Annotated in this window: 24 protein-coding genes and 1 riboswitch; of the genes, 7 read left to right on the plus strand and 17 right to left on the minus strand. The window is 44.6% G+C overall.

Annotated features, from left to right (window positions below):
* Positions 1 to 253 precede the first annotated feature (253 nt).
* Entirely contained in the window at positions 254 to 2,239 is a 1,986-nt protein-coding gene (locus ABID99_RS09190) for a TonB-dependent receptor (RefSeq protein WP_373613512.1), read from the plus strand.
* On the plus strand, positions 2,214 to 2,618 hold the full coding sequence (locus ABID99_RS09195; RefSeq protein WP_373613513.1) for a TonB-dependent receptor domain-containing protein: 405 nt from the start codon (positions 2,214 to 2,216) through the stop codon (positions 2,616 to 2,618). Before ABID99_RS09190 ends, ABID99_RS09195 begins: the two co-directional genes overlap by 26 nt.
* Positions 2,619 to 2,960: 342 nt before the next feature.
* Here ABID99_RS09195 and thiD read toward each other — a convergent pair whose 3' ends face one another.
* The 8 genes from thiD to thiS are packed head-to-tail and all read right to left on the minus strand — an operon-like array spanning position 2,961 to position 10,103.
* Entirely contained in the window at positions 2,961 to 3,791 is an 831-nt protein-coding gene (thiD, locus tag ABID99_RS09200; RefSeq protein ID WP_373613514.1) for a bifunctional hydroxymethylpyrimidine kinase/phosphomethylpyrimidine kinase, read from the minus strand.
* Between the two features lie 9 nt (positions 3,792 to 3,800).
* Entirely contained in the window at positions 3,801 to 4,862 is a 1,062-nt protein-coding gene (moeB, locus tag ABID99_RS09205) for a HesA/MoeB/ThiF family protein (protein WP_090527510.1), read from the minus strand.
* Positions 4,863 to 4,866: 4 nt separating this feature from the next.
* Entirely contained in the window at positions 4,867 to 5,979 is a 1,113-nt protein-coding gene (gene thiH / locus ABID99_RS09210) for a 2-iminoacetate synthase ThiH (protein WP_188832477.1), read from the minus strand.
* The gene (locus tag ABID99_RS09215) at positions 5,972 to 6,739 is read right to left on the minus strand and encodes a thiazole synthase (RefSeq protein WP_373613515.1); all 768 of its coding nucleotides are present in this window, start codon (positions 6,737 to 6,739) and stop codon (positions 5,972 to 5,974) included. Before ABID99_RS09215 ends, thiH begins: the two co-directional genes overlap by 8 nt.
* A gap of 10 nt (positions 6,740 to 6,749) precedes the next feature.
* On the minus strand, positions 6,750 to 7,394 hold the full coding sequence (locus ABID99_RS09220; protein WP_176627264.1) for a thiamine phosphate synthase: 645 nt from the start codon (positions 7,392 to 7,394) through the stop codon (positions 6,750 to 6,752).
* Positions 7,391 to 7,999 (minus strand): thiamine phosphate synthase, encoded by a 609-nt coding sequence (locus ABID99_RS09225; RefSeq protein WP_373613516.1) that lies wholly within the window; start codon positions 7,997 to 7,999, stop codon positions 7,391 to 7,393. The genes ABID99_RS09220 and ABID99_RS09225 overlap by 4 nt, the downstream gene beginning before the upstream one ends.
* The gene (gene thiC / locus ABID99_RS09230; protein WP_176627260.1) at positions 7,999 to 9,882 is read right to left on the minus strand and encodes a phosphomethylpyrimidine synthase ThiC; all 1,884 of its coding nucleotides are present in this window, start codon (positions 9,880 to 9,882) and stop codon (positions 7,999 to 8,001) included. The genes ABID99_RS09225 and thiC overlap by 1 nt, the downstream gene beginning before the upstream one ends.
* Positions 9,883 to 9,899: 17 nt before the next feature.
* Entirely contained in the window at positions 9,900 to 10,103 is a 204-nt protein-coding gene (gene thiS / locus ABID99_RS09235; RefSeq protein ID WP_176627258.1) for a sulfur carrier protein ThiS, read from the minus strand.
* A gap of 65 nt (positions 10,104 to 10,168) precedes the next feature.
* Positions 10,169 to 10,260: riboswitch (TPP riboswitch) on the minus strand.
* 287 nt (positions 10,261 to 10,547) lie between these two features.
* Between thiS and ABID99_RS09240 the strand changes: the two genes are divergently transcribed.
* The gene (locus ABID99_RS09240; RefSeq protein ID WP_176627256.1) at positions 10,548 to 11,477 is read left to right on the plus strand and encodes a rhodanese-like domain-containing protein; all 930 of its coding nucleotides are present in this window, start codon (positions 10,548 to 10,550) and stop codon (positions 11,475 to 11,477) included.
* Positions 11,478 to 11,741: 264 nt separating this feature from the next.
* On the opposite strand, the gene ABID99_RS09245 is transcribed toward ABID99_RS09240, so the two are convergent.
* The 5 genes from ABID99_RS09245 to ABID99_RS09265 form a co-directional block, all read right to left on the minus strand.
* Positions 11,742 to 14,147, minus strand: a complete 2,406-nt coding sequence (locus tag ABID99_RS09245) for an outer membrane beta-barrel protein (RefSeq protein ID WP_373613517.1) — start codon at positions 14,145 to 14,147, stop codon at positions 11,742 to 11,744.
* 165 nt (positions 14,148 to 14,312) lie between these two features.
* Positions 14,313 to 14,639: a hypothetical protein gene (locus ABID99_RS09250; RefSeq protein WP_090527538.1), complete on the minus strand. Its 327-nt coding sequence runs from the start codon at positions 14,637 to 14,639 to the stop codon at positions 14,313 to 14,315.
* A gap of 58 nt (positions 14,640 to 14,697) precedes the next feature.
* A complete protein-coding gene (locus tag ABID99_RS09255) occupies positions 14,698 to 15,150 on the minus strand; it encodes a cold-shock protein (protein ID WP_090527541.1) in 453 nt (150 codons plus the stop codon).
* 70 nt (positions 15,151 to 15,220) lie between these two features.
* Positions 15,221 to 15,412, minus strand: a complete 192-nt coding sequence (locus ABID99_RS09260; protein ID WP_090527544.1) for a cold-shock protein — start codon at positions 15,410 to 15,412, stop codon at positions 15,221 to 15,223.
* Positions 15,413 to 15,895: 483 nt separating this feature from the next.
* Positions 15,896 to 16,336 (minus strand): carboxymuconolactone decarboxylase family protein, encoded by a 441-nt coding sequence (locus ABID99_RS09265; RefSeq protein ID WP_373613518.1) that lies wholly within the window; start codon positions 16,334 to 16,336, stop codon positions 15,896 to 15,898.
* A gap of 174 nt (positions 16,337 to 16,510) precedes the next feature.
* Between ABID99_RS09265 and ABID99_RS09270 the strand changes: the two genes are divergently transcribed.
* The 3 genes from ABID99_RS09270 to ABID99_RS09280 are packed head-to-tail and all read left to right on the plus strand — an operon-like array spanning position 16,511 to position 18,719.
* Positions 16,511 to 16,762 carry a GntR family transcriptional regulator gene (locus tag ABID99_RS09270; protein ID WP_373613519.1) on the plus strand — a complete coding sequence of 84 codons (252 nt, stop codon included), beginning with the start codon at positions 16,511 to 16,513 and terminating at the stop codon, positions 16,760 to 16,762.
* A gap of 31 nt (positions 16,763 to 16,793) precedes the next feature.
* Positions 16,794 to 18,002, plus strand: coding sequence for a PLP-dependent aminotransferase family protein (locus ABID99_RS09275; RefSeq protein WP_373613520.1), 1,209 nt, complete (start codon positions 16,794 to 16,796; stop codon positions 18,000 to 18,002).
* Between the two features lie 6 nt (positions 18,003 to 18,008).
* Positions 18,009 to 18,719: an SDR family oxidoreductase gene (locus tag ABID99_RS09280; protein ID WP_090527550.1), complete on the plus strand. Its 711-nt coding sequence runs from the start codon at positions 18,009 to 18,011 to the stop codon at positions 18,717 to 18,719.
* A gap of 48 nt (positions 18,720 to 18,767) precedes the next feature.
* Here the strand turns inward: ABID99_RS09280 and ABID99_RS09285 are convergent, their stop codons facing one another.
* Both ABID99_RS09285 and ABID99_RS09290 read right to left on the minus strand, forming a co-directional pair.
* Entirely contained in the window at positions 18,768 to 19,460 is a 693-nt protein-coding gene (locus ABID99_RS09285) for a LytR/AlgR family response regulator transcription factor (RefSeq protein ID WP_373613521.1), read from the minus strand.
* On the minus strand, positions 19,453 to 20,538 hold the full coding sequence (locus ABID99_RS09290) for a sensor histidine kinase (protein ID WP_090527556.1): 1,086 nt from the start codon (positions 20,536 to 20,538) through the stop codon (positions 19,453 to 19,455). The genes ABID99_RS09285 and ABID99_RS09290 overlap by 8 nt, the downstream gene beginning before the upstream one ends.
* Positions 20,539 to 20,736: 198 nt before the next feature.
* Between ABID99_RS09290 and ABID99_RS09295 the strand changes: the two genes are divergently transcribed.
* Positions 20,737 to 22,419 (plus strand): S41 family peptidase, encoded by a 1,683-nt coding sequence (locus ABID99_RS09295; RefSeq protein ID WP_090527561.1) that lies wholly within the window; start codon positions 20,737 to 20,739, stop codon positions 22,417 to 22,419.
* 238 nt (positions 22,420 to 22,657) lie between these two features.
* Here ABID99_RS09295 and ABID99_RS09300 read toward each other — a convergent pair whose 3' ends face one another.
* The gene (locus ABID99_RS09300; RefSeq protein WP_373613522.1) at positions 22,658 to 23,752 is read right to left on the minus strand and encodes an alpha-L-arabinofuranosidase C-terminal domain-containing protein; all 1,095 of its coding nucleotides are present in this window, start codon (positions 23,750 to 23,752) and stop codon (positions 22,658 to 22,660) included.
* A complete protein-coding gene (locus ABID99_RS09305) occupies positions 23,724 to 24,761 on the minus strand; it encodes a hypothetical protein (protein ID WP_373613523.1) in 1,038 nt (345 codons plus the stop codon). The genes ABID99_RS09300 and ABID99_RS09305 overlap by 29 nt, the downstream gene beginning before the upstream one ends.
* Positions 24,762 to 24,806: the final 45 nt, after the last annotated feature.

The following is a 24,806-nucleotide window of genomic DNA, read 5'->3' on the forward strand; positions in this document are numbered from 1 at the left end:
AAAGATAAAATTTTAAAAGATTTGCATTCGGCCATGTTGTATACATTTTTTCCAGGCAAAACAATTAAAATAAGGAATCGGAAGACAGACCTGCCATACAGTAATCTATAGAAATAGTTTCGCCGAAACCCTGATATGTGAGATGCTATTTGCCAGTTTTAATATTGACTTAACTATATGACTTAATAGGGTTTCTTAAGATTTAGTATTTAGAATTAGATTAAATAAATACTTTCGTGCAAAATTTAATCTGATGAAATCACATGTACCATTACACTTTATTACTACCTGTTTTTTATTATTATCCTGTTTTGCATCAGCTCAAAACGTGAAAATACAAGGTAGCGTCCGCGACTCCGTGTCTGGAGTGGCCTATCCCACAATCAAGTTGAAAACCGCGCAGATAAGTGGTGATGCCAAAGGGCGCTTCACGGCTTTTGTACCGGCAGGACAGCAACTGACAATAGAAATTTCTGCCGTCGGCTATCAGCCCATATTGGTATCACTTCCTGCTTTAACGCGCGACACGGCTATTAACTGGCGTTTACAGCAAGCCAGCCAGGCGCTTGGTGAGGTTGTAATTTCCGCAACCAGAAGACCGGAAAGCCCCAGGAATATTGTATCAACAGTGAGCATCGTTTCAAAAAAGAAACTCGATAATGAGATTGCTGTTAACCCGGACCTGACCAGCATCCTGGCAAACGAGGTACCCGGCTTTGCCCCGACAGCGCAATCGGGCAGTAATGTTGGTCAAAACTTAAGGGGGCGTCCCATGCTGGTTATGATTGATGGTGTGAGCCAGTCGTCACCACTCAGAAATGCTGAGGTGGACCTGCGATCTATTGACCCGTCTGTATTGCAGCAAATTGAAGTCGTAAAAGGGGCAACGGCCATTTACGGTAATGGTGCCGCCGGCGGCCTGGTTAACTATGTAACATTGGTGCCTGATACTTCGGCAAAGTTTGCCGGTAAGACCGACATTTATTTAAACGGCTCACTGGTGAAAGTACGTAATTCGGTAGGCGGTCGCATCAGTCAGATGTTTTATGGCAAAACAGGGAAATTTGATTATGTAGCAAGCGGCATGGCAGAAGAAACCGGAGAATACAAAGATGCCAGGGGCGATGTGGTTGGACCTAACTACAGCCTCGGTGAAACAAACACCTATAATGCCTTTGCTAAACTGGGTTATCAGCCAACGCGTAACCAGCGCTTGCAATTGGTATATAACTATTATAGCAGCTTACAGAACAGCAACTTTACGCTGGTGAACGGCAACCTGGCTACAGGTCAGAAAGCTACCGGTGTACTTGGTAAACCGGCGGGCATTCCTACCGGGGCGGCTTACAATCACAACCTGCATTTATCTTACAAGGTTGACAATCTTTTCGCTCATACGAGCCTAAACGCGGACGCTTATTATGAAAAACGCCAGGATGTTTTTTATGTGTCGTTAGGCCGCTTTGATGGCGGAGACGGTCAGTCATTAGCACATAATGATAAAAAAGGCATACGATTATTCCTCCAAACTCCACTGGTCAGCCGTCCGTTGCTGAACGCTAACCTGTCTTATGGTATAGATTTGCTGAAAGACAAAACCTCACAACCGCTGGTAGACGGCCGTGTTTGGGTACCGACCATGGACATGACCAACCTGGCGCCATTTGCGCAAGCTGACCTAATGATCATTCGGGACCTGGTGTTCAAAACAGGGTTCCGGTATGAGCGTGTAAATATTGATGTTGACAATTATCGTACATTACGCATCACCAATGCAAGCGGTGCTACGGTAACTCCATCATTTGATGTAACAGGCGGCGTGTTGAAATATAATACCGCTTTGTTTAATGCCGGTTTAAAGTATAATCGTTTTGAGCTGTTCAGTCCTTATGTAAGTTTCTCCCAGGGTTTTTCTGTAATGGACATCGGTTTGGCTTTACGCGATGCCAGGGTGAACAGTATTAATAAGATCAATACCGATGCTGTTAAAGTGAATAATTATGAGGCGGGCTTTGAAAGCCGTTATCAAAATCTGGCATTTTCAGCTTCAGCCTATCAAAGCACCTCTAAGTTGGGAATTGAGGTATTATATGATCCGGCCACCGGCTTATTTAATACCGCGCGCAGCCCTGAAAAAATTTACGGTTTTGAATTAGCTGCCAGCTACATATTTAGCCGCCGGTTAACTGTAGGCGGTAGTTACAGTTATACAGATGGAAAAAGGGACGTTAATCAATAACGGGAAATACGATGACCCGCAAGATGCCTACCTGAATGGCAGGCGCATTTCTGCTCCTAAGATTACCGGTAATGTTACTTATTCACCAATCCGGGTGGTGGACATAACCCTGAATTATACAGGAATTGGCAACCGCAACCGTTTCGCAAAAAATGCTGCCGGTATCTACAATGGCAATGAAGGAGCTGTAAAAGCCTATAACCTGTTCAACCTGGCCGCCGGGTATAAAGTGAATAAGAATACCCGGTTGAGCCTGGGCATTGAAAACCTGTTTAATGAAGACTATTTTCCAGCACGTGCGCAATGGTTCATGCAACCGGGATTCTATTCAAAAGGCAGAGGCACAGCGTTTAACTTTGGTATATCAGTAGGATATTAAAGACAGGCCGATCAGCACATCCATGGTACAGGCGGTGAGTGCAGCGTAGCCTTGGCAGAAACAAATAGGAGGAGGCACAAGGCATTTTTTCAATACAGGATGTGGAGATTAAACCTAATTCATTTTTAATGCTCCATAAAAGCTTCTGAATTGAAAAGGTATATCCTGAAACAGAAACAACCACATAAACAGAGCAATGCTTTTTATGTGGTTGTTAAATCGGTTGAACTAATGGGGATGTAAATAGATCGTGCTCATAAAAATTAGAAATACCGTAGAGGCAAAGCACAGTTTTTAATTACGGACCACTGCCGATTCTTTAAAAACTTGATATATATGCCTTCAGGAATTGAGCTTCGCCAACTTACGAGGCTTGAAAAAATGATTAAGAGGCCCGGATCCCTCGCCTGTCTTTACATTCTGCCCTTCTTTGATGGCGATATTAACGTAATTCCCGGCCAAAGCAATAGCTTCGGGTAGAGATTGCCCTCGTGCTATGTAAGATGCGATAGCTGAAGCCAGTGTACAACCTGTTCCGTGTGTGTTTAAGGAGTTTATAAAAGGGTAGGCGAAAGTTTTTTTTACACCTTGCCGATCAGCATATACGTTGTAGAGTTCAGTCCCATCTAAGTGGCCACCTTTTATAAGAACGCCCTGGCAACCTAAATCTAACAATGCTTCTGCCGCGTTTATCATATCATCAACATTACCGGCATGTTGGCCGGTTAGTTGAGTTGTTTCATTCAGGTTTGGAGTGAGCAGGGTTACCATCGGAAAAAGTAGCTCCTTCATGGCAAGCAATGCTTCGTTATTTGCCAGTTGTTTTCCGCTGCTTGAGCTGATAACGGGGTCGAGGATGATGGGTACCGGTTCGTAGCTTTTTAATGTATCGACCACTGCCTGCACAGTTTCCGCATTTGGCAGCATCCCGATTTTCACTGCCAAAGGCCTGATATCGCTCATTACCGCGCTGATCTGATTTTGTACCATTGCCGGTGGAACAACGTGGATATCAGTTACCCCCAGGGTATTTTGCGCGGTAATGGCAGTAATGGCCGAGGTACCATAACAACCCAGGGCAGCAAAAGTCTTCAGGTCGGCCTGAATGCCCGCACCGCCGCCGCTATCGGAGCCGGCAATGGTTAATACCGAACAATATTGATAATACTGCATAAGCGCGTTTTAAAAGTTAAAAGCGTTAATTCCTCCTTTTAAACTGAAGGCTGCTATCCCCGACAAAGACCTGGTTTGCTGAGCCGCTATTTTACTGCGTTGGCCGGTTTGGCAAATAAATACCAGCTTTTTACCGCTTGGAAAAATATTAGCGTGTTCTTCCAATTCATAAAGCGGGATATTTATTCCTCCTATATTTTCATCGTCAAATTCATAGGTTTCACGCACATCAACCAGGTAAATTTGGTCGGGTGTTTCCGCCCTCCATTTTTTAAAGGTGTCGGCGTCGATTTCATTTATAACTTTGTCACTTTCAACCGGCTGAGAAATGTTAACCGGGAGTGAAGGCGTTGCGGCAGAAATTTTGAAAATACTGATGCTGTTGTCAAGCGCATTCAGGGTTAACAGTTTGCCTGATAATAGCTCCCCAATACCGCAAATCAACTTAATGGCTTCGTTGGCCATATAAGTACCTATTATACCAGGTAACACGCCAATAACACCAATTTCGGCACAGTTGGGTACTTCATTTTCTGGTGGCGCTTCAGGAAATAGGTCACGATAGCCGGTGCCGCCCTGATGATTAAACACCGATACCTGTCCCTCAAATTTAAATATCGATCCGAATACCAGCGGTTTGCCAAGGGTGACGCAAGTATCATTCACCAGATAGCGGGTGGTAAAGTTATCAGAGCCATCTATCACCAAATCAAAGCCGGTTATCAGTTGTTGGGCGTTGGCAAGGGTAATCCTTTCTGTATATGTTATCAGCTCTACAAAAGGGTTAAGCTGATTTAGTTTTTGCTTGGCTATCAAAGCCTTTGGCTGGCCAATATCAGCGGCAGCATATAATATTTGCCGGTGCAGGTTGCTGATATCAACCATGTCATCATCCACAATACCAATGGTGCCTACTCCGGCTGCTACCAGGTACTGCAAAATGGGGCAACCTAATCCGCCGGCACCTATCATCAACACCCGGGCTGCTTTTAGTTTTTCTTGTCCCTGCAGGCCCAGCTCGGGCAATATCATTTGCCGGTTGTATCTTTTCAGTTCTTCACGTTCCAGCATATCCTTAGGTTAAACAGTTGTCCCAATCTTTCCAAACCGCCTCGTAACCCTGTTGGGCAATGATCTCTGCAATTTCCGCTGGACTGCGCTCGTCTGAAATTTCGAACTGCTCCAGCGACTCAGGCTCTACCGCGTACCCGCCCGGATTGGTTTTTGAACCGGCGCTTATAGAGGTGATACCCAGCTTGATGATATTATTGCGAAAGTTAGCCGATTCGCGTGTAGATATCGAAAGTTCAACCTCTTCGTTAAATAAACGATAAGCGCAGATCAGTTGTACCAGTTCGCGGTCATTCATTTCCACCTTTGGTTCGAGGCCGCCGCTAAAAGGCCTTAGCCGCGGGAATGAAAGGCTGTATTTAGTTTGCCAGTATTTTTTTTCGAGGTAATTAAGGTGCATTGCGGTAAAAAAACAATCGGTGCGCCAGTCTTCCAAACCTATTAAAACGCCCAGTCCCATTTTATGGATCCCGGCCTGGCCCAACCTGTCGGGCGTCTCCACCCGGTATTTAAAGTTTGATTTTTTGCCTTTGGGGTGGTGTTTTTTGTAATCCTCTTTATGATAAGTTTCCTGGTATACCAGCACGGTATTGAGGCCATAAGACGTTAGCTGTTGATAGTCTTCCAGATCCATCGGTTGCACCTCCATCGAGATATGGGCAAAATGCGGCCTGATCAGCTCGAGCACTTTTTTAAAATAATCAACATGCACATTCACGTTGTCCTCGCCGGTTACCAGTAAAACATGCTCGTAGCCCATCTCTTTAATAACGGCCACTTCCTGCATAATTTCCATTGGCGAAAGCGTTTTGCGTTTTACCTTGTTATCGTAACTAAAGCCGCAATAGGTACAGATGTTGCTGCATTCGTTGGATAGATAAAGCGGCACGTACATCTGCAGCACCTTGCCAAAACGTTTCAGGGTCAGGCGCTGGCTGATCCGCGCCATTTGCTCCAGGTAGGGCGCTGCAGCAGGTGATACCAGGGCCTTAAAATCCTCCAATGTTCGTTTATCTGCGGCCAGGGCGCGTTCAACATCCGCGCTGGTTTTAGCGTAGATACTGGCCTTGGTATCATCCCAGTTATAGGTTTCAAAAATATCGTTAAAACTACTCATCTAAAAAAGAAGTTAGTGGACTACTTGCCATAGCATGTGATACAGGTTGTGCCAGTTTTGCTTCAAAAGCTATCCGGCCGGCTTCAACGGCCAGTTTAAATGCTTCGGCCATTTGTACAGGATTACTTGATACCGCGATGGCGGTGTTTACCAGTACGGCGTCGGCGCCTATTTCAAGCGCTTTGGCTGCATCAGACGGAGCGCCTATACCCGCATCAACAATAACGGGTACGCTGCTTTGGCTGATGATGATCTCTAAAAAATCGATGGTTTTAAGCCCCTTATTGCTACCTATGGGCGAGCCTAAAGGCATTACAGCCGCAGTACCGGCTTCTTCAAGCCTTTTGCATAATACGGGGTCGGCATGGATATAGGGCAATACTATAAAACCCAGTTTCGCCAGTTCTTCGGTAGCTTTTAGGGTTTCTATAGGGTCGGGCATCAGGTATTTGGGATCGGGATGGATCTCCAACTTTATCCAGTTGGTTTCCAGCGCCTCGCGGGCAAGCTGGGCAGCAAACACAGCCTCCTTAGCGTTCCGTACACCTGAGGTATTGGGCAGCAGATTAATATGCGGATATTTTAAACGCAGCAACAGATCGTCGTTGTCGTTGTTTTTTACATCAACACGCTTTAGGGCTACGGTTACCAGTTCAGAGCCTGAGGCCAGCAATGCCTCCTCCATCATGGCAGGCGAGTTAAATTTGCCAGTGCCTGAAAATAAGCGCGACTGAAAAGTTTTATCAGCGATGGTTAACATAGTGTTGATTTTAAGCTTCGTTAAACGAAGGTTGATTTAAATGATGGTATAATTCCGAAACCACTTGCCTGGCGTTGGTGGCGTGGGTGATGGCGCCGGACAGCGCAACACCATATACGCCGCTTTGTATGATCAGCGGTATATCGGCCGGCACAATGCCGCCGATAGCGATTACCGGGATCCTCATATTTGCAAGACGCATCTGATCCATGATATCCCGGTAACCGTCCAGCCCCAAAATAGGGCTCAGCTTTTGTTTGGTAGTTGTAAAACGGTAAGGGCCAAGGCCGATATAGTCGGCGCCCTCGGCAACGCGCTGTTTTACATGCGCAAATGTATTGGCCGTACCACCGATGATCATATCATGGCCAACAATCTGACGGGCCTGTTGTATGGGCATATCCTGTAAACCCAGGTGCAGCCCGTGGGCACCCGCCTTTTTTGCAATTTCAGGATGGTCGTTCACTATTAATCTGGCACCGTACCCGTCACAAAGTTTAACGGCCTCGATGGCATATTGCAGAATGATGTCTTCGGGCTGATCTTTAACCCTCAACTGTATCCATTTACAGCCCGCATCCAAAGCCGCTTTGATAGCGCTAAGGTGCGTGCCATTTTGAGATTGTTGAGAGATATAATGCAGTTTATCAATCATGGATTTAATTGTTCGGTTTGTTTTTTAATGCTTATAAAATTGGAAACAGCCTGCTTGGGATCTTGCCAGATAGCACCCAAAACCGCCGCTCCGTCAAAATTCATTTTTTTTAGCAGGTTTAAATTGGTTATATCCACGCCGCCAAGCGCTATTATTTTTGGTCCGGACTTATTACGGTCTAAACAAAAACCGGCAGGCAGCATGCTTTGATAACCTGGCTTGGATATGCTGTTGAACACCGGGCTTAAAAATGTGTACTCAAAATGTTTTAGTGAGGATGTGACGCTAACATCATGTATCGAAGTACTCAATCGGTAACCCTGATTAAGCTGAATATTTAAATCCAGGTGGTCGCTTTTGATACGATCCTTTTCGGGATAATGTAAATAGTGCATCTCAAAAACTTTGGCCAGCCTATGATGCTGATGACAAACTATAGCATGATGATAGGCCTGGTCAATCTGAGTAATCAGATTGGTACATTGATCGAGATTCCAATCCGGTTTGCGCAGATGGAAGCGCTGTAACCCGGCCCCGAACAAGCGATTGATTATTTGTGCTTCATCCGTCACAGTATCCGGGGCCGATATCACGATCAATTCCATTACAGGTATATTTCGCTGCCTTTTTCGGCAAACTCTTTTGATTTTTGTTCCATGCCACGGGTTAGGGCGTCGGCTTCGTTAACACCATTCTCTTTGGCAAAGTCGCGCACATCCTGGGTTATTTTCATCGAGCAGAAGTTTGGCCCGCACATCGAGCAAAAGTGCGCGATCTTGGCTCCCTCGGCAGGCAGGGTTTCATCATGAAATTCTTTAGCCGTATCCGGATCCAACGACAGGTTAAACTGATCTTCCCACCTGAACTCGAAACGTGCCTTGCTCAACGCATTGTCGCGATACTGCGCACCGGGATGACCTTTGGCTAAATCGGCAGCATGGGCAGCAATTTTGTACGTGATCACGCCGTCTTTAACATCTTTTTTGTTGGGCAAACCCAGGTGTTCTTTAGGGGTCACATAGCACAACATAGCGGTACCGAACCAACCGATCATGGCAGCGCCGATAGCCGAAGTAATATGATCATAACCCGGAGCGATATCGGTAGTTAACGGACCTAAAGTGTAAAAAGGCGCTTCAGAACAATGCTTTAATTGTTTCTCCATGTTCTCTTTGATGAGGTGCATGGGTACGTGGCCGGGGCCTTCAATAATGGTTTGCACATCGTGCTTCCAGGCTATTTTGGTCAGCTCGCCCAGGGTTTCCAGCTCGCCAAACTGCGCGGCATCGTTGGCATCGGCAATACAGCCGGGGCGCAAGCCATCGCCCAGCGAGAAGGCGACATCATACGCTTTCATGATCTCGCAGATCTCTTCAAAATGCGTGTACAGGAAATTCTCTTTATGATGGGCCAGGCACCATTTGGCCATGATAGAACCACCGCGCGATACGATACCGGTAATACGTTTGGCCGTTAAAGGCACATAGCGCAGCAACACGCCCGCATGGATAGTGAAATAATCAACACCCTGCTCTGCCTGTTCTATCAGCGTATCCCTGAACAGTTCCCAGGTCAGGTCTTCGGCTTTGCCGTTCACTTTTTCGAGCGCCTGGTAAATAGGCACGGTACCTATGGGCACAGGTGTGTTGCGGATGATCCATTCGCGGGTTTCGTGAATGTTTTTACCTGTCGACAGGTCCATAATGGTATCGGCGCCCCAGCGGCATGCCCAAACGGCTTTTTCTACTTCTTCTTCAATACTCGAGGTAACTGCCGAGTTGCCAATATTGGCATTGATCTTAACCAAAAAATTACGGCCAATGATCATCGGTTCACTTTCGGGGTGATTGATATTTGATGGGATAACAGCCCGACCGGCGGCTACCTCTTGTCGTACAAATTCGGGCGTAATGTAACCTTTAGGTGTGTTGGCACCAAAGCTATGGCCCTGATGCTGTTGGCTCATTACATCGTATTGCCCGTTCAACTGTTGTTTCAGCAGATCGATGCGTTGGTTTTCGCGTATGGCAATGTACTCCATTTCGGGTGTAACGATACCCTTTTTTGCGTAATGCAGTTGTGATACATTCATGCCTGCTTTGGCGCGGAAAGGTTTACTTTGGTAGCCAAAACGTAAATGATCAAGCTCTTTACTGTTTAAGCGTTCGCGGCCATATGCTGATGATATGCTATCCAGCAGCTCGACATCACCACGCGAAGTGATCCATTTTTCGCGCAGGCGGGGTAAACCTTTTTTAACATCGATGGCTATGTTTGGATCGGTATAAGGGCCGCTGGTATCGTAAACAGTTACCGGGGCGTTGGGCTCGGTTTCGCCAAAACGGCCATGTAGTTGGGTGTCGTTCAGGCTTATTTCGCGCATGGCCACGTCAATGTCGTGTAATTGCCCTTTAACGTAAATCTTACGCGAGGCTGGAAACGGTGTTTGCGTGATGGCTTGTGCTGTAGGTGTTTTTTCTGTTTTCATAAAAGGCTATTGGGTGTTTATCCTCCCTGGGTGGCTTTAATAATGATGATTTTATCGCCCCGATTGAGCTTGTGGTTTTCCCATTGGGTTTTGGGAACAATAGCTTCGTTGATGGCAATGGCCAGCCCCCGGTCAGGGTGCTGCAAGACATCAGCGAGCAAAGCCTGCACATTGCAGTTATCAGGCACAATAAAATTTTGTTGATTAACGGTTACTTCCATTACGTTGCATTAAAATTTCAACTGTAGGAATGTCCCCGTATTAGGAAAGAAAAAACAACACCAATAGTGTTATCGTCACTTTTCCCTTCGCCAGCATTACCCGGATCAGGTTCAAAGGGTATTATCTCAGTCCGTCAGGACACCCCTAAAGTTGCAGTAAAGCTAAAGGAATAAAATTGATTAATCCAAATCAATTTTATGTTAAGACTATCTGGTTACTATTGATGGTAATTTGTTTTAACGTGTAAGTGTGTTGAATGTCAAACGATTGAATGGTATTAATACTGGCGAAAATAATTTTAAAACATCAGGCAAGCTATCATCGGCTTAGCCTAAAATCCATGAAATAATAGACTACTCTCAACCTGATGTCAAATAATTGTTAATCGGCAAAATCGGGCCGGTCAATAAAAATAAGTGTCTTATCTTAGCTGCAACTGAAGTATGAACGCATTAGTTGATTTAATACAAACCTATGGGCTGTGGCTGGTATTTTTGATCACTCTTTTACAGAGTGTTGGATTGCCGCTGCCTGCATTTGCAGTATTGATTGTAACTACTGCTGTAACGCCTGCAACCGAAGCTAATATCATCATACTCATTTTAACCGGATCACTGGGTACCTTAGCAGGCGACCTTATATTATATTTTGCCGGGAAGAGATACGGAACAGGGATCCTTGGGAAATTATGTAAAATTTCTATGTCACCGGATACCTGTGTTCGCAGTACCGGCGATATTTTTGAACGCTACGGCGCCCCGGCGTTAACCATTGTTAAATTTATTCCGGGGCTGTCAACACTGGCACCTGTTGTTGCCGGAGTTTATGCAATGCGGGTGACATTATTTGTGTTTTTTTCATCTATCGCAGCACTTATCTATCTCGGCGCGGCGGTGACGCTGGGTGCAGTTTTTCGGCACCAGGTTGATGGCTTGATCGCTGCATTAAGTCATTATGGCACGATGGGCGGTTTATTTGTCGTCGTGCTGTTCGGTTTATACCTTTTGTTCAAATGGCTGCGTCGTTATCGCCTTATCAGGCAGTTTGAAACGGATAGGTTAACTGTGAATGATTTGATAGAACTGATTGACGGAGAATCGAACCCTGTGATACTTGATGCACGCCCGATAGATCAGCGCACAAGAAATGGATTTATACCGGGCTCAGTTCCCATAGACGAAAACAGTTTTAATGATATTGCCGACCGATATGCCGGGCATAAGGAGATTGTTATTTACTGTTCGTGCCCCAATGAAATAACCGCTGCAAGGTATGCCGAGAAATTGCGTAAAGTTGGCCTGAAGCGCATCCGGCCTTTAGTAGGAGGGATTGATGCATGGGCCCAATCAGGCCAGCAGGTTACATTTCTTTAATGCCAGTTCAAATTCAATTGTTTAATGTAAAGACGCATCACATGGGTCTTCCGCATACAGATTCCTGATGTTCATGAACTGTAAAGCAGCTTGACCTATGGGAGACGCATGTGATGCGTCTCTACATAAAAGCAATATCAGCGCTTGTTGCAAACGACCGCAAGATTAAAGCAATAAGCCCCCGCTAAATCTCCCCCGGAAGGGGAGACTTTTTGATGTGCATTTTTTTAAGCCCTCCCTTCCGGGGAGGGTTTGGGTGGGGCTTTACCCATTCCCTACACGCTGCATTTCATCGGCCGCGCCGTTGTCGCGCTTGGCCGTTTTGAAGGTTTTGCCGAAACGATAGGTGAACGCGAGCACCACTACGCGGCTATCGCGCTTAATCTTAAAATACTCGGTGGCGTTGGGGAACTGCGTTAAGCCTTCCATGGCATTGGTATAGAATATATCGCGCATGCTCAACTTCAGGGTGGCCTTCTTTTTAAATACCGACATGCCCAGCCCTGCCGAGAGCTGCCCGGTAGGGTATAGCCGTTCCTGCACATCGTTGCGGGCGCGGGTGGTGTAAAAGCCCGATACCTCGCCCGTAAAACGTTTGCCCATGGTGAACTGGTTGCTGGCATTGAGGTTAAGCTGGTTAATATCTGATGTGTAATGATTGCCGTTAAAACCGCTCAGTTTTTTGTAATTGTACAGCGCCTGTGCTGTAAGCGTCCACCAGTTGGTGGGGGAGGCCGTGATAGCTTCGGATACGCCGATGATATACGTGCGCCCCACGTTGCCCTGTGTATACAGCAAAATACCCGCAAGGGTAGGGTCGCTCAAAAAGATCTGCGAAAAGTAGTTGTTGATATTGCTGTAAGATACCGTGGTGGTGAGCAGGTTTTTGTATTGATGGCTCAGCTCCAGGTTCCAGCTGTATTGAGGTAAAATATAAGGGTTGCCCGTTTGATAAGTGTACTTGTTAATGATAAAATAAAATGGGTTAAGCGTTTGGTAAACCGGGCGATCAATACGGCGGCTTACCGTTAAAGTAAAGCTATTTGCAGTATCGGCCTGGTAACTGAAATAGCCGCTGGGAAAAAAGCTGCCGTAGTTGCGCGAAAAGGCCGAATCTTTTTGCAGCACATTACCCAGTTGATGGGCGTGATAATCGGTATGCTCATAACGTAAGCCTACCTGATAGGAAATGGCCTTATGCTTGCGCTCCCATTGCGTGTAAACCGCGTGGATGTTCTCACTGTAAAGGAAATGGTTACTGCGGGTCAGGTCATCAGTCCATTGGCCCGCATTGAGGTTTTGGTAACCGGCGGAGTTATCGGTACTGCTGTGTGCCGATTTCCAGCCCGCCTGAAATTGGCCATCGCTGTCGGTTTTAAGCGTATAGTCGGCTTTGCCAGTGAATATGTTGATGGTGGTGGGGATGTTGGCGCGTGTAGATTCGTTATAACCGCCGGTGGTTTGCAGGCGGTTGTTGAAATTCTGGTCGCTGGTAATGTTGTAGTGCAGCCAGTCGGCATCAGCGCTGATGTCCTGGTTTTTGCTGATGGCATGGCGGAGGCTCAGGCTCACCTGGCCGTTTTTAAACCGGCTGTTATTGGCGTTATCGGTAGCGATGACAGAATCTGCCGCACCACTTGGGTTGAGCCAGCGCGCCGAAGCTGTATTGTTGCCCTCGCGATGGATCATGGTTCCGCCGAGCACAATGCCAACCGTTGTTTTAGGCGAAACTTCATAGTCCAGCCCCGCTTTGGCCGTATTGTTCAGCAGTGTGCCGGTGAAGTGTGATGGCTGATCCAGCGTTGCGGTGGTCGCCCCGTCGGCGCCGGTGTATTTACGCAGCGCGTACAGGTTGGTAAGATACTTCTGCCGGCTGATATTGTAATTAAAGAAAGTGCTGACACGCCCGGCGCGGTAATTGAGCGTGAGCGTGTTATTGGTTTTGAAGTAAACTCCCTGCGCCACCGTAGCCGTAACCGACCCGTTGAAACCCTTTTGCCGGTTCTTTTTGGTTTTAATATTAATGATCCCCGCGTTTCCGCTGGCATCATACCGTGCGGTGGGATTGGCAATCAGTTCAATTTGCGCCACCTGGGTGGAGCTCATGCTGCTGAGCAGGTTGTTGAGGTCGGCGCCGGAGAGGTAGGTAGGCTTGCCGTCTATCATCACCAGCACCCCGGGCTTGCCCTGTAAAGCAATGCCGCCATTACGGTCGACCATTACCCCCGGCGATTTCTCCAATACCTCCAGTACCGTGGCCCCCACATTCGTAACCGAAGCATCAACGTTTACGATCACCTTTCCCTGCTTCACCTCTACCGGCGGCGTTTTGGCAGTGATGTTCACCTCTTTCAGTACAGTACTCAGGGCTTGTATGCGGATGGTATCCTGCTTAATATTCTCCGCAATGGTATAGCTGCGGGTGGTTTGGGGCTGATATCCCGTATAAGTTACCGAGAAGCTGAATGCTCCCTGCGCAATGTTCTGAAACCTGGCCTGGCCGCGGGCGTTAGTTACGATCATACTGGCCTGTTTGTTTGCCTGTATCAGTTTAACGGTAGCACCATCGGCGGGCTGGGCGTTTTCTTTAACAACTATCAGCGTAAACTGCTGTGCAAAGCCGCCCAGGGGTAACAGGGCCAGTAGAAAGAGTAAAAGTGTACGGGTCATTCAGTCAATCCTAATAATCCCGTAAGATAATCAGGGTTAGGCTGATGTTTGCAATTTAAGGTGCGAAAATATGGGTGAAAATCACTTTTTTACTTTGAAAGTCACTGGTATGCCGCATCTAAACCCAACCCTGCATACCCGCGCCAGGTTGGGAAACTATCAACATTAACGCCTTACGCGGTTTAAATTAAAGGCAACCAGGTATTCGTACACTGGCTCGGGGGCGAAACGATCCGACGGTATCACTGTTTGTGCCTTCATCACCTGGTTCAATTGCGTTTTTACCAGGGCAAAAGTCGCTTTTAACAGTTCGGGCAGTACGCTTGTCGCTACTGTGGGATAGTACTGTTTCTCAAAAGCTTTTTTCTCAGCGGCGGTAGCCATTTGTACCTCCCAATGCTCATCGGGTTTAAAACCATTCTCCAAAGCGGTATTACCCAGGTCATAAATATATTCGCTGGCTTTGTAGTGTGCTGTTTGTTTATCGGTCATTCTGATATTTATTGTATGAGGATTTATCTTGTTTATTGTTGCAATGGTTAATTAAGCCTTAGCTCGCTTTAGCGACTTTGACAGCGGTAGGCCCTTTTTGCCCCTGTTCTATTTCAAAGGTAACTTTGTCATTTTCTTTGATGGCAAAAGAAGCCGCGTTGACATGAACAAAAATGCTTTCCTGGGTTTGCAGATCTTTAATGAAACCGAACCCTTTAGATTCATTAAAGAATGTTACTGTGCCTTTTCTTACAATTTCTACTTCAACTTCCTCCTGTTTTGGCGTACCGATGAGGATGTCCTGCGCCAATACCTTTTTCCGGTTACCGGGATCTTGTGGCACGGAGGTAATGTTGCCGTTTGCGTCAACATAGGCCAGCATATCTTCAAAACCCTGTCCTTTAACAGCGTTGGCTTTACGATCTTCGGCCTTTTCTTTTTTGTCCTGTTGTTTTTTGAGCTTTTTCTTTTCGCGCTCTTTCTTGTTAAATGTTTCGGTGGATCTACCCATGTTTTTGATTAAGTGTAACAAAAAAGCATCCCCCGGATGGGAGGATGCTTTTAAAATGATGATATAGTGATTAAGCTATTTTTACATTTACTGCATTCGGACCTTTACGGCCTTCTTCAACGTCATAACTAACGGCGCTGTTCTCACGAACATTGTCAATCAGACCTGTTGAATGAACGAAGATTTCGCTGCCACCATTGTTAGGTGTGATAAATCCGAAACCTTTGGCTTCATTAAAAAATTTTACTGTTCCTTGTTGCATTATATTGTTGTTAATAAGTGTGCAATATAACTTTAATTATTGGTATATTTTACTTTTCGTAAAATTATTTAACATTTATTTAATTGATTGCTGCCGAAAAGGGCCTGGAGCGTTGTTTAATGGATGTTTTTGAGTCTTCTTTAGTTTTTAAAAAACTTGGTGTGCATTTTGATAAATGGTGTGCATAGCCGGCATGCTGCTCTTTTGGCTTTGCATCTCTTGTTGTGATCATTGCAACCGTGAAGTTGGTGTAAATAAAACTTTATTTACCTGAACACGGGGCCATAAGCATGGGCGCTTGCGGCAGCGTGAGAGGACACTTGCGGCAGCCGAGCGTGTACTTTGAGAGTCACGAGTATGCAACCGCTCTTTGTCGGCGACGCACACTCGTGCCTGATTGGGTTGGAATTTGCTTTAGTAAGGTGGCGGTACCTTTTGGAAATCAGGTTGATATAGAGCAGAATTCTGTTAGCCTTATGGCGTTTATTTCTCAGCCCTTCTTCCCGTAGTAATGCCCACACGGTTCCAGGCATTCATAGCAATAATTGCCATCATAACCTTGGTAGTGTACTGTTGGCCAAGTAGTTCAATAGCAGTGTCATATACTTTATCAGATACATGCTTGCCTGCTATCAAAGTCATCTCTTCGGCCAGGGCTAATATGGCCTGTTCTTCTTTTGAAAAAAAGTTAGTTTCCCGCCATACAGGTAACAAAATAATGCGTTGCGCACTCTCGCCTAAAGCGATGGCATCCTTACTATGTTTATCAATACAATAAGCACATCCGTTTAATTGGGAAACCCGTATTTTTATCATTTCCCAGTGCAGTTTTGATAGCGAAGATGTTGCCAGGTATCGCTCTAATCCCATCATCGCGTCAAATGCCTTTGCGTCGGCATCCTTTAAAAATTTGCGTTTATACATATTTGTTGTTAAAATATTATGCTCGTTTAATGATAAATCAATTTCCAATTTTTACTGATCCGATCTTCGGATAATTGCAGGTGATTTTCGCATTCGATATTTGATTATAAAAATATATTTTTACCGGACTATCAAAATCGTCCAATTTGAATATAATAGGTAGTCCAATTTGATATGTATTCACTTGCAAGTCTAATTATCATTAGTTCAAATTCTGTTGAGCCGGTTTACCAGCAAATAGCGAATCAATTGTTGAAACTGATTAAAGGCGGAACATTAACTACAGGGCACCGCTTACCGAGTACCCGGGAATTATCCGAACAACTGAAAGTTCACAGAAAGACTATCGTACGCGCATACGATGAATTGTTAGTGCAAGGCTGGCTACAATCCGAAACCGGAAAAAAACGGCACTTTCGTAAGTGAAAAATTGCCATTTATAGCGCCGGAAAAATTAATGGCGAGGTCTACCCAAAAAGGGAGCAACTTAAAAACAGCCGGCTATAACATTGACAATGCCGACCATTTAGCCAGAAAGCTTATAAAACATACCAGCCAATATCATTTAGATGATGGTTATCCTGATGGTCGCTTAGCGCCGTTGACTGACTTATCAAGGGCTTACCGCACGCAACTACGGGCAGGCAACCAATATGTCCGTTTAGGGTATGGCGACCCTAAAGGTTCAATATGGCTTCGCGAAGAATTATGTACTTATTTTGCCGAAACCAGGGGATTGAATATCACTTCTGAAAATATACTGATCACCCGCGGCACCATCATGGGATTATATCTGGTGTCAACAGCCTTACTTAAGCCCGGCGATAACATTGTTATTGGCGACTTAGGCTGGACCGGGGCAAATATGAATTTTTTACAGGCGGGGGCAAACGTTATAAAAATACCGGTTGACGGACATGGAATAATAGTAGATGAATTGCGTGAAATTTGTCGGGTAAAGCCTATCCGTATGGTGTATGTTACTCCACACCATAATTACCCTACTACAGTAGCCTTGCGGGCAGACAGACGGATGCAGCTATTGCAACTGGCAAAGGAATTTGATTTTATTGTTTTCGAGGATGATTACGATTATGATTTTCATTATCAAAACAAGCCTTTACAACCGCTGGCTGGCGCAGATGTTACCGGGCACGTGCTTTATTGCGGGTCGTTTACTAAAGCCATCGCCCCGGCATTTCGTATCGGTTACCTGGTTGGCCCCGAAAATGTAATACAGCGGTTAGCAACTTTACGCCGTATTGTAGATCGGCAGGGCGACAATCTGGTGGAAAACGCGGTAGCCGAGTTACTGCAATTAGGCATCATACAAAAACATGTACGTAAATCATTGCGGGCTTATCATGAGCGGCGGGACCTATTCTGTGAGTTATTAAAATATCACCTGCAAGACAAAGTTGATTTCAAAATGCCCGAAGGCGGAATGGCATTATGGGCAACGTTTGACCAATCAATTAACATTTACGACCTGCAAAAACAGGCCCTGGCCAGGGATATTTATATTAATGATGGTTCGGGTCAATTTACGCGCCAGTCGGCCGAACAATCACTTCGATTGGGTTTCGCATCCTCAACTGTTACAGAATTGGAATATATAGCCGAAACTCTCGGAAAATTAACATCATGCCAGGTAAGCTTAAAATGAAGAAAAATGTATTTTAACGAAAAAATAGCTTTGATAACAGGAGCCAGCAGCGGAATAGGTCGCGCTATTGCCGAAGCATTAAATAAGGGAGGCTACAGGCTGATACTGGCGGCACGCCGGGAGGAAAAATTGAAGGAGCTACAATCTGAATTTGTAGATATTATTCCCGGTGATCTTTCCTCTGCCGGTTACCAGGATGCATTGGTAGAATATATTTACAAAACTTACGGAAAATGTGATTATCTGTTCAATTGCGCGGGAACGCTTCATACCGGCACCATAGCGGAAACGGATATTGATAAAATGACCGGAATGTTGCGGTTAAATATTGAAGCTACCTTCAGGTTAACTTATTCTTTACTCAAGCGTTTCAAAATTCAGGGATATGGGCATGTGATCAATTTGTCGAGCGTGCTGGGTACCAAAGTACGCCCTACGGCCGGCGCATATGCAGCCACCAAATTTGCTATCGAAGCACTATCTGAAGCTTTACGCATGGAACTTGCCGGAACAAACATCCAGGTATCCTGTATAGAGCCCGGCCTGGTGATGACCGAACTTCACAACGACTGGGAGGTTCATCCTAAAGATAGTATGCAAATACATGAACCTTTAAATGTCGCTGATGTTGTCGAGGCGGTTTTCTATATCCTGCGACAACCCGCTCATGTACGAATACCCAAATTGATGATTTTACCAAAGGATCATTTGATATAATGCAGAGGATTTTAATGAGATAACTGTAACATGCATTTAGTAGTTCACTTATTCTACGCTCTTAAACAAATTTGCTTTGTAGGTTAATCCAATTGGTAAATCAATATCAGCAATTCTTACAAAGTTACCTTCAATATATTGAATAAGATGCTTATTAATAATAATAGAGCGGTGGATGCGGATAAATTCATAGTTTGGAAGTAGTGCTTCGAGTTTGCCCAGGGCCATGTATGAAACATAAGTATGGTTGGGTGTATGCACTTTAACGTAGTCACCTAAACCCTCAATATAAATGATAGATGAAAGGTTAATTTTTACTAACTTTTTATCAACCTTCAAAAAGATATTTGTTATTTCAGCCGTTGGTTGATTGATCCGTTGAGATTCATTTTTATTCAGACCGACCTTTTGAACTGCCTTCAGGAAACGCTCAAACATGACCGGCTTAACCAGATAATCCGTAGCCTCTATTTCAAAAGCTTCAACGGCATATTCGGTGTATGCAGTTATGAAAATAACTTTCGGATGGGTTTTCAAGGATTTTATAAAATTAAGTCCACTGATTCCAGGCATTTCTATGTCGATAAAGATCACCTCTACCCGGTGCTGATGCAAAGCAGTAAATGCTTCAACGGCTGTCGGGTAACTTCCTAAACAATGCAGATCAGGCATCTGTTCGATATAGGAAACTATCAGCTGCCTTGCCAGTGGCTCATCATCAACTACTATACAATTAATCATTTAAAGGGTCTAATTGAATGGTCAAACTTACCGTGAAAGTTTCTTCTTCCTCAAAAATAATCAGCTCATGCCGGCCAGCGTAAAGCAAGTCGAGTCGTTTTCGCACATTTAGCAGACCGATACCACTTTGCGATTTGTCATAGTTATCATTAGCAGGAAGCTTGGCATTGGATGTTTGAAAAATTAGTTCGTTTTCATCGACCGCCAAAATCAATTTTACCCAATTGTCCATGATATCCCGATGTAGGGCGTGCTTGAAAGTATTCTCGATTAGTGGCATAAACAGCAATGGCTCAATTTTTATATTGTCAATATCACCCTGGACAGCAAAGTCAATTATATCAGGCTTGGTATGGCGTAAATTTTCGAGGCTGATATAGCTTTTAATAAAATCTATCTCCTGTTGTAATGATACTCTTTCATGACGAGTGTCATAAAGCACGTAACGCATAATTTCTGAGAGATCCTTAATCATCAATGGCGTTTTAGGAGAATGATGAACACTCAACGAATACATATTATTAAGAGTGTTAAAGAAAAAATGTGGTCGAATCTGTGATTTTAAATGGTTGAGTTCAAGCTTTAATTTTTCGGTTTCCAGCGTACTGACTTTATATTGCTGCTTGAATAGCAGCTTAATAATATATAAAGAAGTAGCTGCTAATATAACGAGAATAGTAATGCCAATATCCGTATTAAAATATCCCTGGGTAAAATCTAAAGGCCGGGCACCACTGATATTGTTCCGGTAAACTTCCGGTATAAAAGGCATGTACATAACCGCTAATATTCCGAATCGCTCATTTAAACCATATAAAACAAAATATATCGGCAATAAAATAATAAACATCCAATAGCGATTTTTCCCGATTGTAACGGGTAAATACCAGCGATAAAGTAAAATGATAACAGGTAATTGCAAAACATTGATTACAACATAACCAAATGAGTTTGCCAATGTATGTTGAGACCAGGTTGCCAAGCCTACTGCAAATGGGCTCAAAATACTAATCACAAATAAGTAAGATGTTTCGGCAACTAAGCCCTTCTGTTTATAATTAAGCGTAGCAAATGGCATGGCTCAATTTACACTTATTAAATAATAAGCAATAGAATTTTCGATGAACACCTTGTTCTGCATGTTGAACTATTAAAAGACAGGATTCAACAGGCGGATAAACAAGTTCGTCTAATTTATTTAGCTTACCGCGTTCAAGGAGTCATTTTTGTTTTATATAAACCAATTCCATATAACTTATACTTAATTGTCATTATTATGAAACACTTCCTTTGCGCAAAGCTATCCTGTGTATTATTATTTCTGCTGACAAGCACCGCAGGTTTTGGTCAAACAAGGTATGAAAAGATCGCAATTTACGATAAGATATGGGGTTTTTTAAAATATCATCATCCATCAGTAGCTCGCGGGATAGTTGACTGGGATTCTGTTTATGTGCATGATATTGATAAAATGCAAAACGCATCTGTAAGCAAGCTTAACAAGATGCTAATTACTACCATAGACAACCTCGGACCCATCCCCCAAAATAAGCCTCGACCAACTGTCGATACGTTATTTAAGCTAAATCATAATTTGGGTTGGATAGCAAATTCGAAATACATCAGTCATCAGCTTCAAAATAAACTAAAAGAAATATACGTCTATCGTAATCAAGGTGCTAATAAATACATAAAACAAAATTATGAAGCGGCTGACTACAGCGGCGAAAAAAAATACCAAAACATGATTCTTCCAAATGAACAGTACCGTTTGTTATTTTTAGCCCGTTTCTGGAATGCCATCAATTACTTTGCACCATATAAATACCTTATTGGCGAGGATTGGAACAATGTCCTTACTCGGTTTATCCCAAAATTGATCAATACAAAAGATATTCTCTCTTATTATAGAGCCATGCTTCAACTTACCGTTGCCCTCAACGATGGTCATGCACAGTTTAGTTTCGAGGATGGGGATAATACATCGATAAATAATCTTGTTTTTGGTAAATACACCGCACCAGTTTATGCAAAAATTGTAGATAACACGGTGATAATAACCAAATTGGTCAACGACACTTTAACACACAAAGCCCGTTTACAGAAGGGAGATATTGTATTAAGTATTGACAATAGTCCTGTTGGTGTAAGAATGAAACAATTTAGGGCTTATGTTTCGGGATCGAACAATGCATCACGTAACCATTATCTGTCCTGGGTATTATTCAATACCCCAAAAGCTTACCAAAAACTGAAAATTAAAAGGGGAGTCCGGATAATGGACGTTAAAGTAAAATGTATTTTACCATCACAGCGGGATTGGCGGGACTTAACCGAATATCAATCTAATGCGACCGGATACAAAACAGTTGGAAATTCTATCGCTTATGTATACGCCGCACAAATTTGGAGCGGGAATTTGGATACCATAAAAAATCTGATCAGAAGCAAGAAAGCAGTAATATTTGACGTACGTAATTATCCACAAAATGATGCTTTTTACAATATATTCGGCATGTTTCTGCCAAATCCTAAATCAATAGATTACTCTTTGCTAATGATTCCTGACAATCCTGGTTATTTTACCTGGAAACAGTCCGCTAAGATGGGTGAAATCAATAAAACACCCTATAAGGGACAGGTGATTGTATTGGCTGACGAAAGAAACCAAAGCCAGGGGGAGTATTCAGTAATGTGTTTTCAGACCATTCCGGGTGCTGTGACCATTGGCAGCCAAACAGCCGGGGCCGATGGCGTTAAAATTGGCATACCCGTTGGTGGGAAAATGGTTATATCTTATTCCAGCTACGGAGTTTACTATACTAATAAAACGCCAACACAAAGGCGTGGGGTCAAAATTGACATATATGTCAAAAAGACTGTGGAAAGTGTTATAAGGAGTGATGATTTGGTTTTGGCTCGAGCCTTGTCATACTTAAAAAGTAAAGGGATCGATTGATAGTGTCCCGATCCTAAAACAGGTTTACAGATTAAAATCCACAAGTACGCCGTGCTCCTTGCCGGCGCTGCATACTTAAGCCGGTTATAGGCCAGTAGCGAGCAAATTAATTTTGGTTCAAGCCAGGTGAAGAGGGCAAGCCCATTCGCCCGAAAACTTAAATTAAATACAAAAAGTCGGGCAACTCCCGACTTTTCGCATTTGATAATATATTTGAATTGAACTTCAGCTCAATGGCTTATTTACGCTTCGACAGCCTGATGACGTTGACAGAGTAAGGCTGAAAGGTGTGTTTGAATGACCGGCCGAGTCCCGTTATGGTCGACGTAACCGGCACGATTTTATTAGGCTCGTCAATTGTATTGGTATCTTCCGGTTTATCGCCCTTTAGTATTACCAGGGTGCCATTTGCAGCCACATCTCCGCCCTTCAGGCTGATGGTGATTTCCCGGGCCATATCATCGGTATTCACCACCTTCAGATACACATTTTTAGCATCCTGGGTACAAACAAAAAATAACGCCGCACGCTCGGCTTTAGGGCGCCGCGCGTTTGCCGGCCAATGGCCTATGCCGGCGGTGTCTTTAACTGCTGGTTTGCGTAAGGGGGCATTTTCTGCTGTTATTGGCACCACCTTGGTACCAAGGTAGCTGCCGAACATTTTTTGTACGTAATAGGATGGTGATCCATAACTTTTAAGGGCTGTATAACCAATCAGATCAGAGTCCCATTGCCAGGCTTTAGGTTGGCCATTGCCTGCCTGGTTTACGTTCACAAATAATGGTGCATAGCATGACCGCTCCACCAGGTCGCTGTTGCGTTCCATCCCGGTCATCCAGGCGGCGTCTCCGAGGGCTGCATTCAGATTAGTGGTAGGCGCGCCTTCGCGGGTGGCCCATTCGCCTACAAATATTTTAGGGCTGGTTGCACGGTCATAGCTATCGTACTTCGCCGCGTCTTCTTCCATCTGCCAGGCCGATTGGTAATAATGCTCGTCAACCATTTGGGGTTTAACACTGGTTACCTTGTCGGGCTTATAACTTTCAATGGTTGAGATACAGCGTAACTGGGGGTATTTAGCTTTTATAGCAGCTTGAAATTGTTTAAAGCGCCCATCGTAGCTATGCGACCTGTCAAACCAGTCCTCATTGCCTATCTCTATATCTGTCAGTTTGAAAGGGGCGGGATGGCCGTCGGCAGCCCGTTTTGCACCCCAGTAAGTTTTGGTATCGCCAATACAATATTCAATTTCATCCAGCGCGTCTTTAACATATGGCTCTAATAAAGGCCCCGCATCTATGTGGTCACCACGTAATGAGTAACCCCCCGGCAAAAACTGCTAAAAGCGGTTCCATTTTCAAATCTTCACACCACTCTAAAAATTCCAGCAGGCCCATACCGTCGCTTGCCCGGTAACCCCAGCTGCCTGTATGGCCGGGGCGCTGCTCCAGCGGGCCTAAGGTTGTTTTCCAGGGGAAGGCATCTCCCAGGTATGGCCCCTCTAAAAAGTTGCCGCCCGGAAAGCGTAGAAAGGTCGGCTTCATATCGGCCATCATCTGCATTAAATCAATGCGATTGCCATTAGGCCTGTTTTTATATGTTGGGGGAAATAAGGAAACGAGGTTAAAATAGTAAGTGCCTGTCCGGTTAGATGAAATCACAAAACGCGCGTCGGCAGTAGGTTTAATATTTGCAGCGGTTGTGATGGTTAACTCATGCTTTTTCCAGTAAGTGCTTTTTTCGAGGTTGATTGTACCCCTTGCGTAGGTTGTTTTGCCATCGGTGCTTTCCAAACTAATGTTGATAATACCGGGGCCATCTTCTGTAACTGCTGTTGCAGGCGGCGTAGCATCAGGCCTGTTACCCCTCGGAAAATTGACAGTGCCGGTTTTGATATAAAAGGAGCAGCGATAAGTAGTTGACGGTGTAACCGGAATACCCCAAAAGCCACTGTTGGCAATGCCCGCGCGGTTACCGTTTGCCTGGCTAACCGTAAGCTTAAGGCAGGTTGTAAGTGCCGCGTTAATAGCATTGCGCCCCTGATCAAAAGGCACATTAGCCGGATCGGCACCGATCAGCTGTATCGACGCTTTACTATCGCCATCCTGAACAACGCTCCAGCCATCAGGCTGGTTTGGGTTATCCTTGAAAACCCGGTTACGGATCAGCTCGGCATATAAACCTCCGTCATAGGAATGATTGATCTCCTCGGTCATAAGTCCGTAAAGCTTCGGACTTACGTTCACACCTTTGGTAAGATCCAGGTTGAGGCGGGTTTGCGCCTGTAAACCGCTGAATGCACTTAAACATAAAGCAGATAAGAATAGTAGCTTTTTTGTCATTGTTGGTATTCCTTAGTTATTCTGAAATGATGATCGGGCTGATGC

Origin of the sequence: Mucilaginibacter sp. OAE612 (genome assembly GCF_041806395.1) — a bacterium.
GTDB classification, from domain to species: domain Bacteria; phylum Bacteroidota; class Bacteroidia; order Sphingobacteriales; family Sphingobacteriaceae; genus Mucilaginibacter; species Mucilaginibacter rubeus.

What these genes read in the sequence shown, in the direction of transcription:
- ABID99_RS09190 (WP_373613512.1), top strand. Translation starts at nt 254, where the DNA reads ATGAAATCACATGTACCATTACACTTTATTACTACCTGTTTTTTATTA.
- ABID99_RS09195 (WP_373613513.1), top strand. Translation starts at nt 2,214, where the DNA reads ATGGAAAAAGGGACGTTAATCAATAACGGGAAATACGATGACCCGCAA.
- thiD (WP_373613514.1), bottom strand. Translation starts at nt 3,791, where the DNA reads ATGCAGTATTATCAATATTGTTCGGTATTAACCATTGCCGGCTCCGAT.
- moeB (WP_090527510.1), bottom strand. Translation starts at nt 4,862, where the DNA reads ATGCTGGAACGTGAAGAACTGAAAAGATACAACCGGCAAATGATATTG.
- thiH (WP_188832477.1), bottom strand. Translation starts at nt 5,979, where the DNA reads ATGAGTAGTTTTAACGATATTTTTGAAACCTATAACTGGGATGATACC.
- ABID99_RS09215 (WP_373613515.1), bottom strand. Translation starts at nt 6,739, where the DNA reads ATGTTAACCATCGCTGATAAAACTTTTCAGTCGCGCTTATTTTCAGGC.
- ABID99_RS09220 (WP_176627264.1), bottom strand. Translation starts at nt 7,394, where the DNA reads ATGATTGATAAACTGCATTATATCTCTCAACAATCTCAAAATGGCACG.
- ABID99_RS09225 (WP_373613516.1), bottom strand. Translation starts at nt 7,999, where the DNA reads ATGGAATTGATCGTGATATCGGCCCCGGATACTGTGACGGATGAAGCA.
- thiC (WP_176627260.1), bottom strand. Translation starts at nt 9,882, where the DNA reads ATGAAAACAGAAAAAACACCTACAGCACAAGCCATCACGCAAACACCG.
- thiS (WP_176627258.1), bottom strand. Translation starts at nt 10,103, where the DNA reads ATGGAAGTAACCGTTAATCAACAAAATTTTATTGTGCCTGATAACTGC.
- ABID99_RS09240 (WP_176627256.1), top strand. Translation starts at nt 10,548, where the DNA reads ATGAACGCATTAGTTGATTTAATACAAACCTATGGGCTGTGGCTGGTA.
- ABID99_RS09245 (WP_373613517.1), bottom strand. Translation starts at nt 14,147, where the DNA reads ATGACCCGTACACTTTTACTCTTTCTACTGGCCCTGTTACCCCTGGGC.
- ABID99_RS09250 (WP_090527538.1), bottom strand. Translation starts at nt 14,639, where the DNA reads ATGACCGATAAACAAACAGCACACTACAAAGCCAGCGAATATATTTAT.
- ABID99_RS09255 (WP_090527541.1), bottom strand. Translation starts at nt 15,150, where the DNA reads ATGGGTAGATCCACCGAAACATTTAACAAGAAAGAGCGCGAAAAGAAA.
- ABID99_RS09260 (WP_090527544.1), bottom strand. Translation starts at nt 15,412, where the DNA reads ATGCAACAAGGAACAGTAAAATTTTTTAATGAAGCCAAAGGTTTCGGA.
- ABID99_RS09265 (WP_373613518.1), bottom strand. Translation starts at nt 16,336, where the DNA reads ATGTATAAACGCAAATTTTTAAAGGATGCCGACGCAAAGGCATTTGAC.
- ABID99_RS09270 (WP_373613519.1), top strand. Translation starts at nt 16,511, where the DNA reads ATGTATTCACTTGCAAGTCTAATTATCATTAGTTCAAATTCTGTTGAG.
- ABID99_RS09275 (WP_373613520.1), top strand. Translation starts at nt 16,794, where the DNA reads ATGGCGAGGTCTACCCAAAAAGGGAGCAACTTAAAAACAGCCGGCTAT.
- ABID99_RS09280 (WP_090527550.1), top strand. Translation starts at nt 18,009, where the DNA reads ATGTATTTTAACGAAAAAATAGCTTTGATAACAGGAGCCAGCAGCGGA.
- ABID99_RS09285 (WP_373613521.1), bottom strand. Translation starts at nt 19,460, where the DNA reads ATGATTAATTGTATAGTAGTTGATGATGAGCCACTGGCAAGGCAGCTG.
- ABID99_RS09290 (WP_090527556.1), bottom strand. Translation starts at nt 20,538, where the DNA reads ATGCCATTTGCTACGCTTAATTATAAACAGAAGGGCTTAGTTGCCGAA.
- ABID99_RS09295 (WP_090527561.1), top strand. Translation starts at nt 20,737, where the DNA reads ATGAAACACTTCCTTTGCGCAAAGCTATCCTGTGTATTATTATTTCTG.
- ABID99_RS09305 (WP_373613523.1), bottom strand. Translation starts at nt 24,761, where the DNA reads ATGACAAAAAAGCTACTATTCTTATCTGCTTTATGTTTAAGTGCATTC.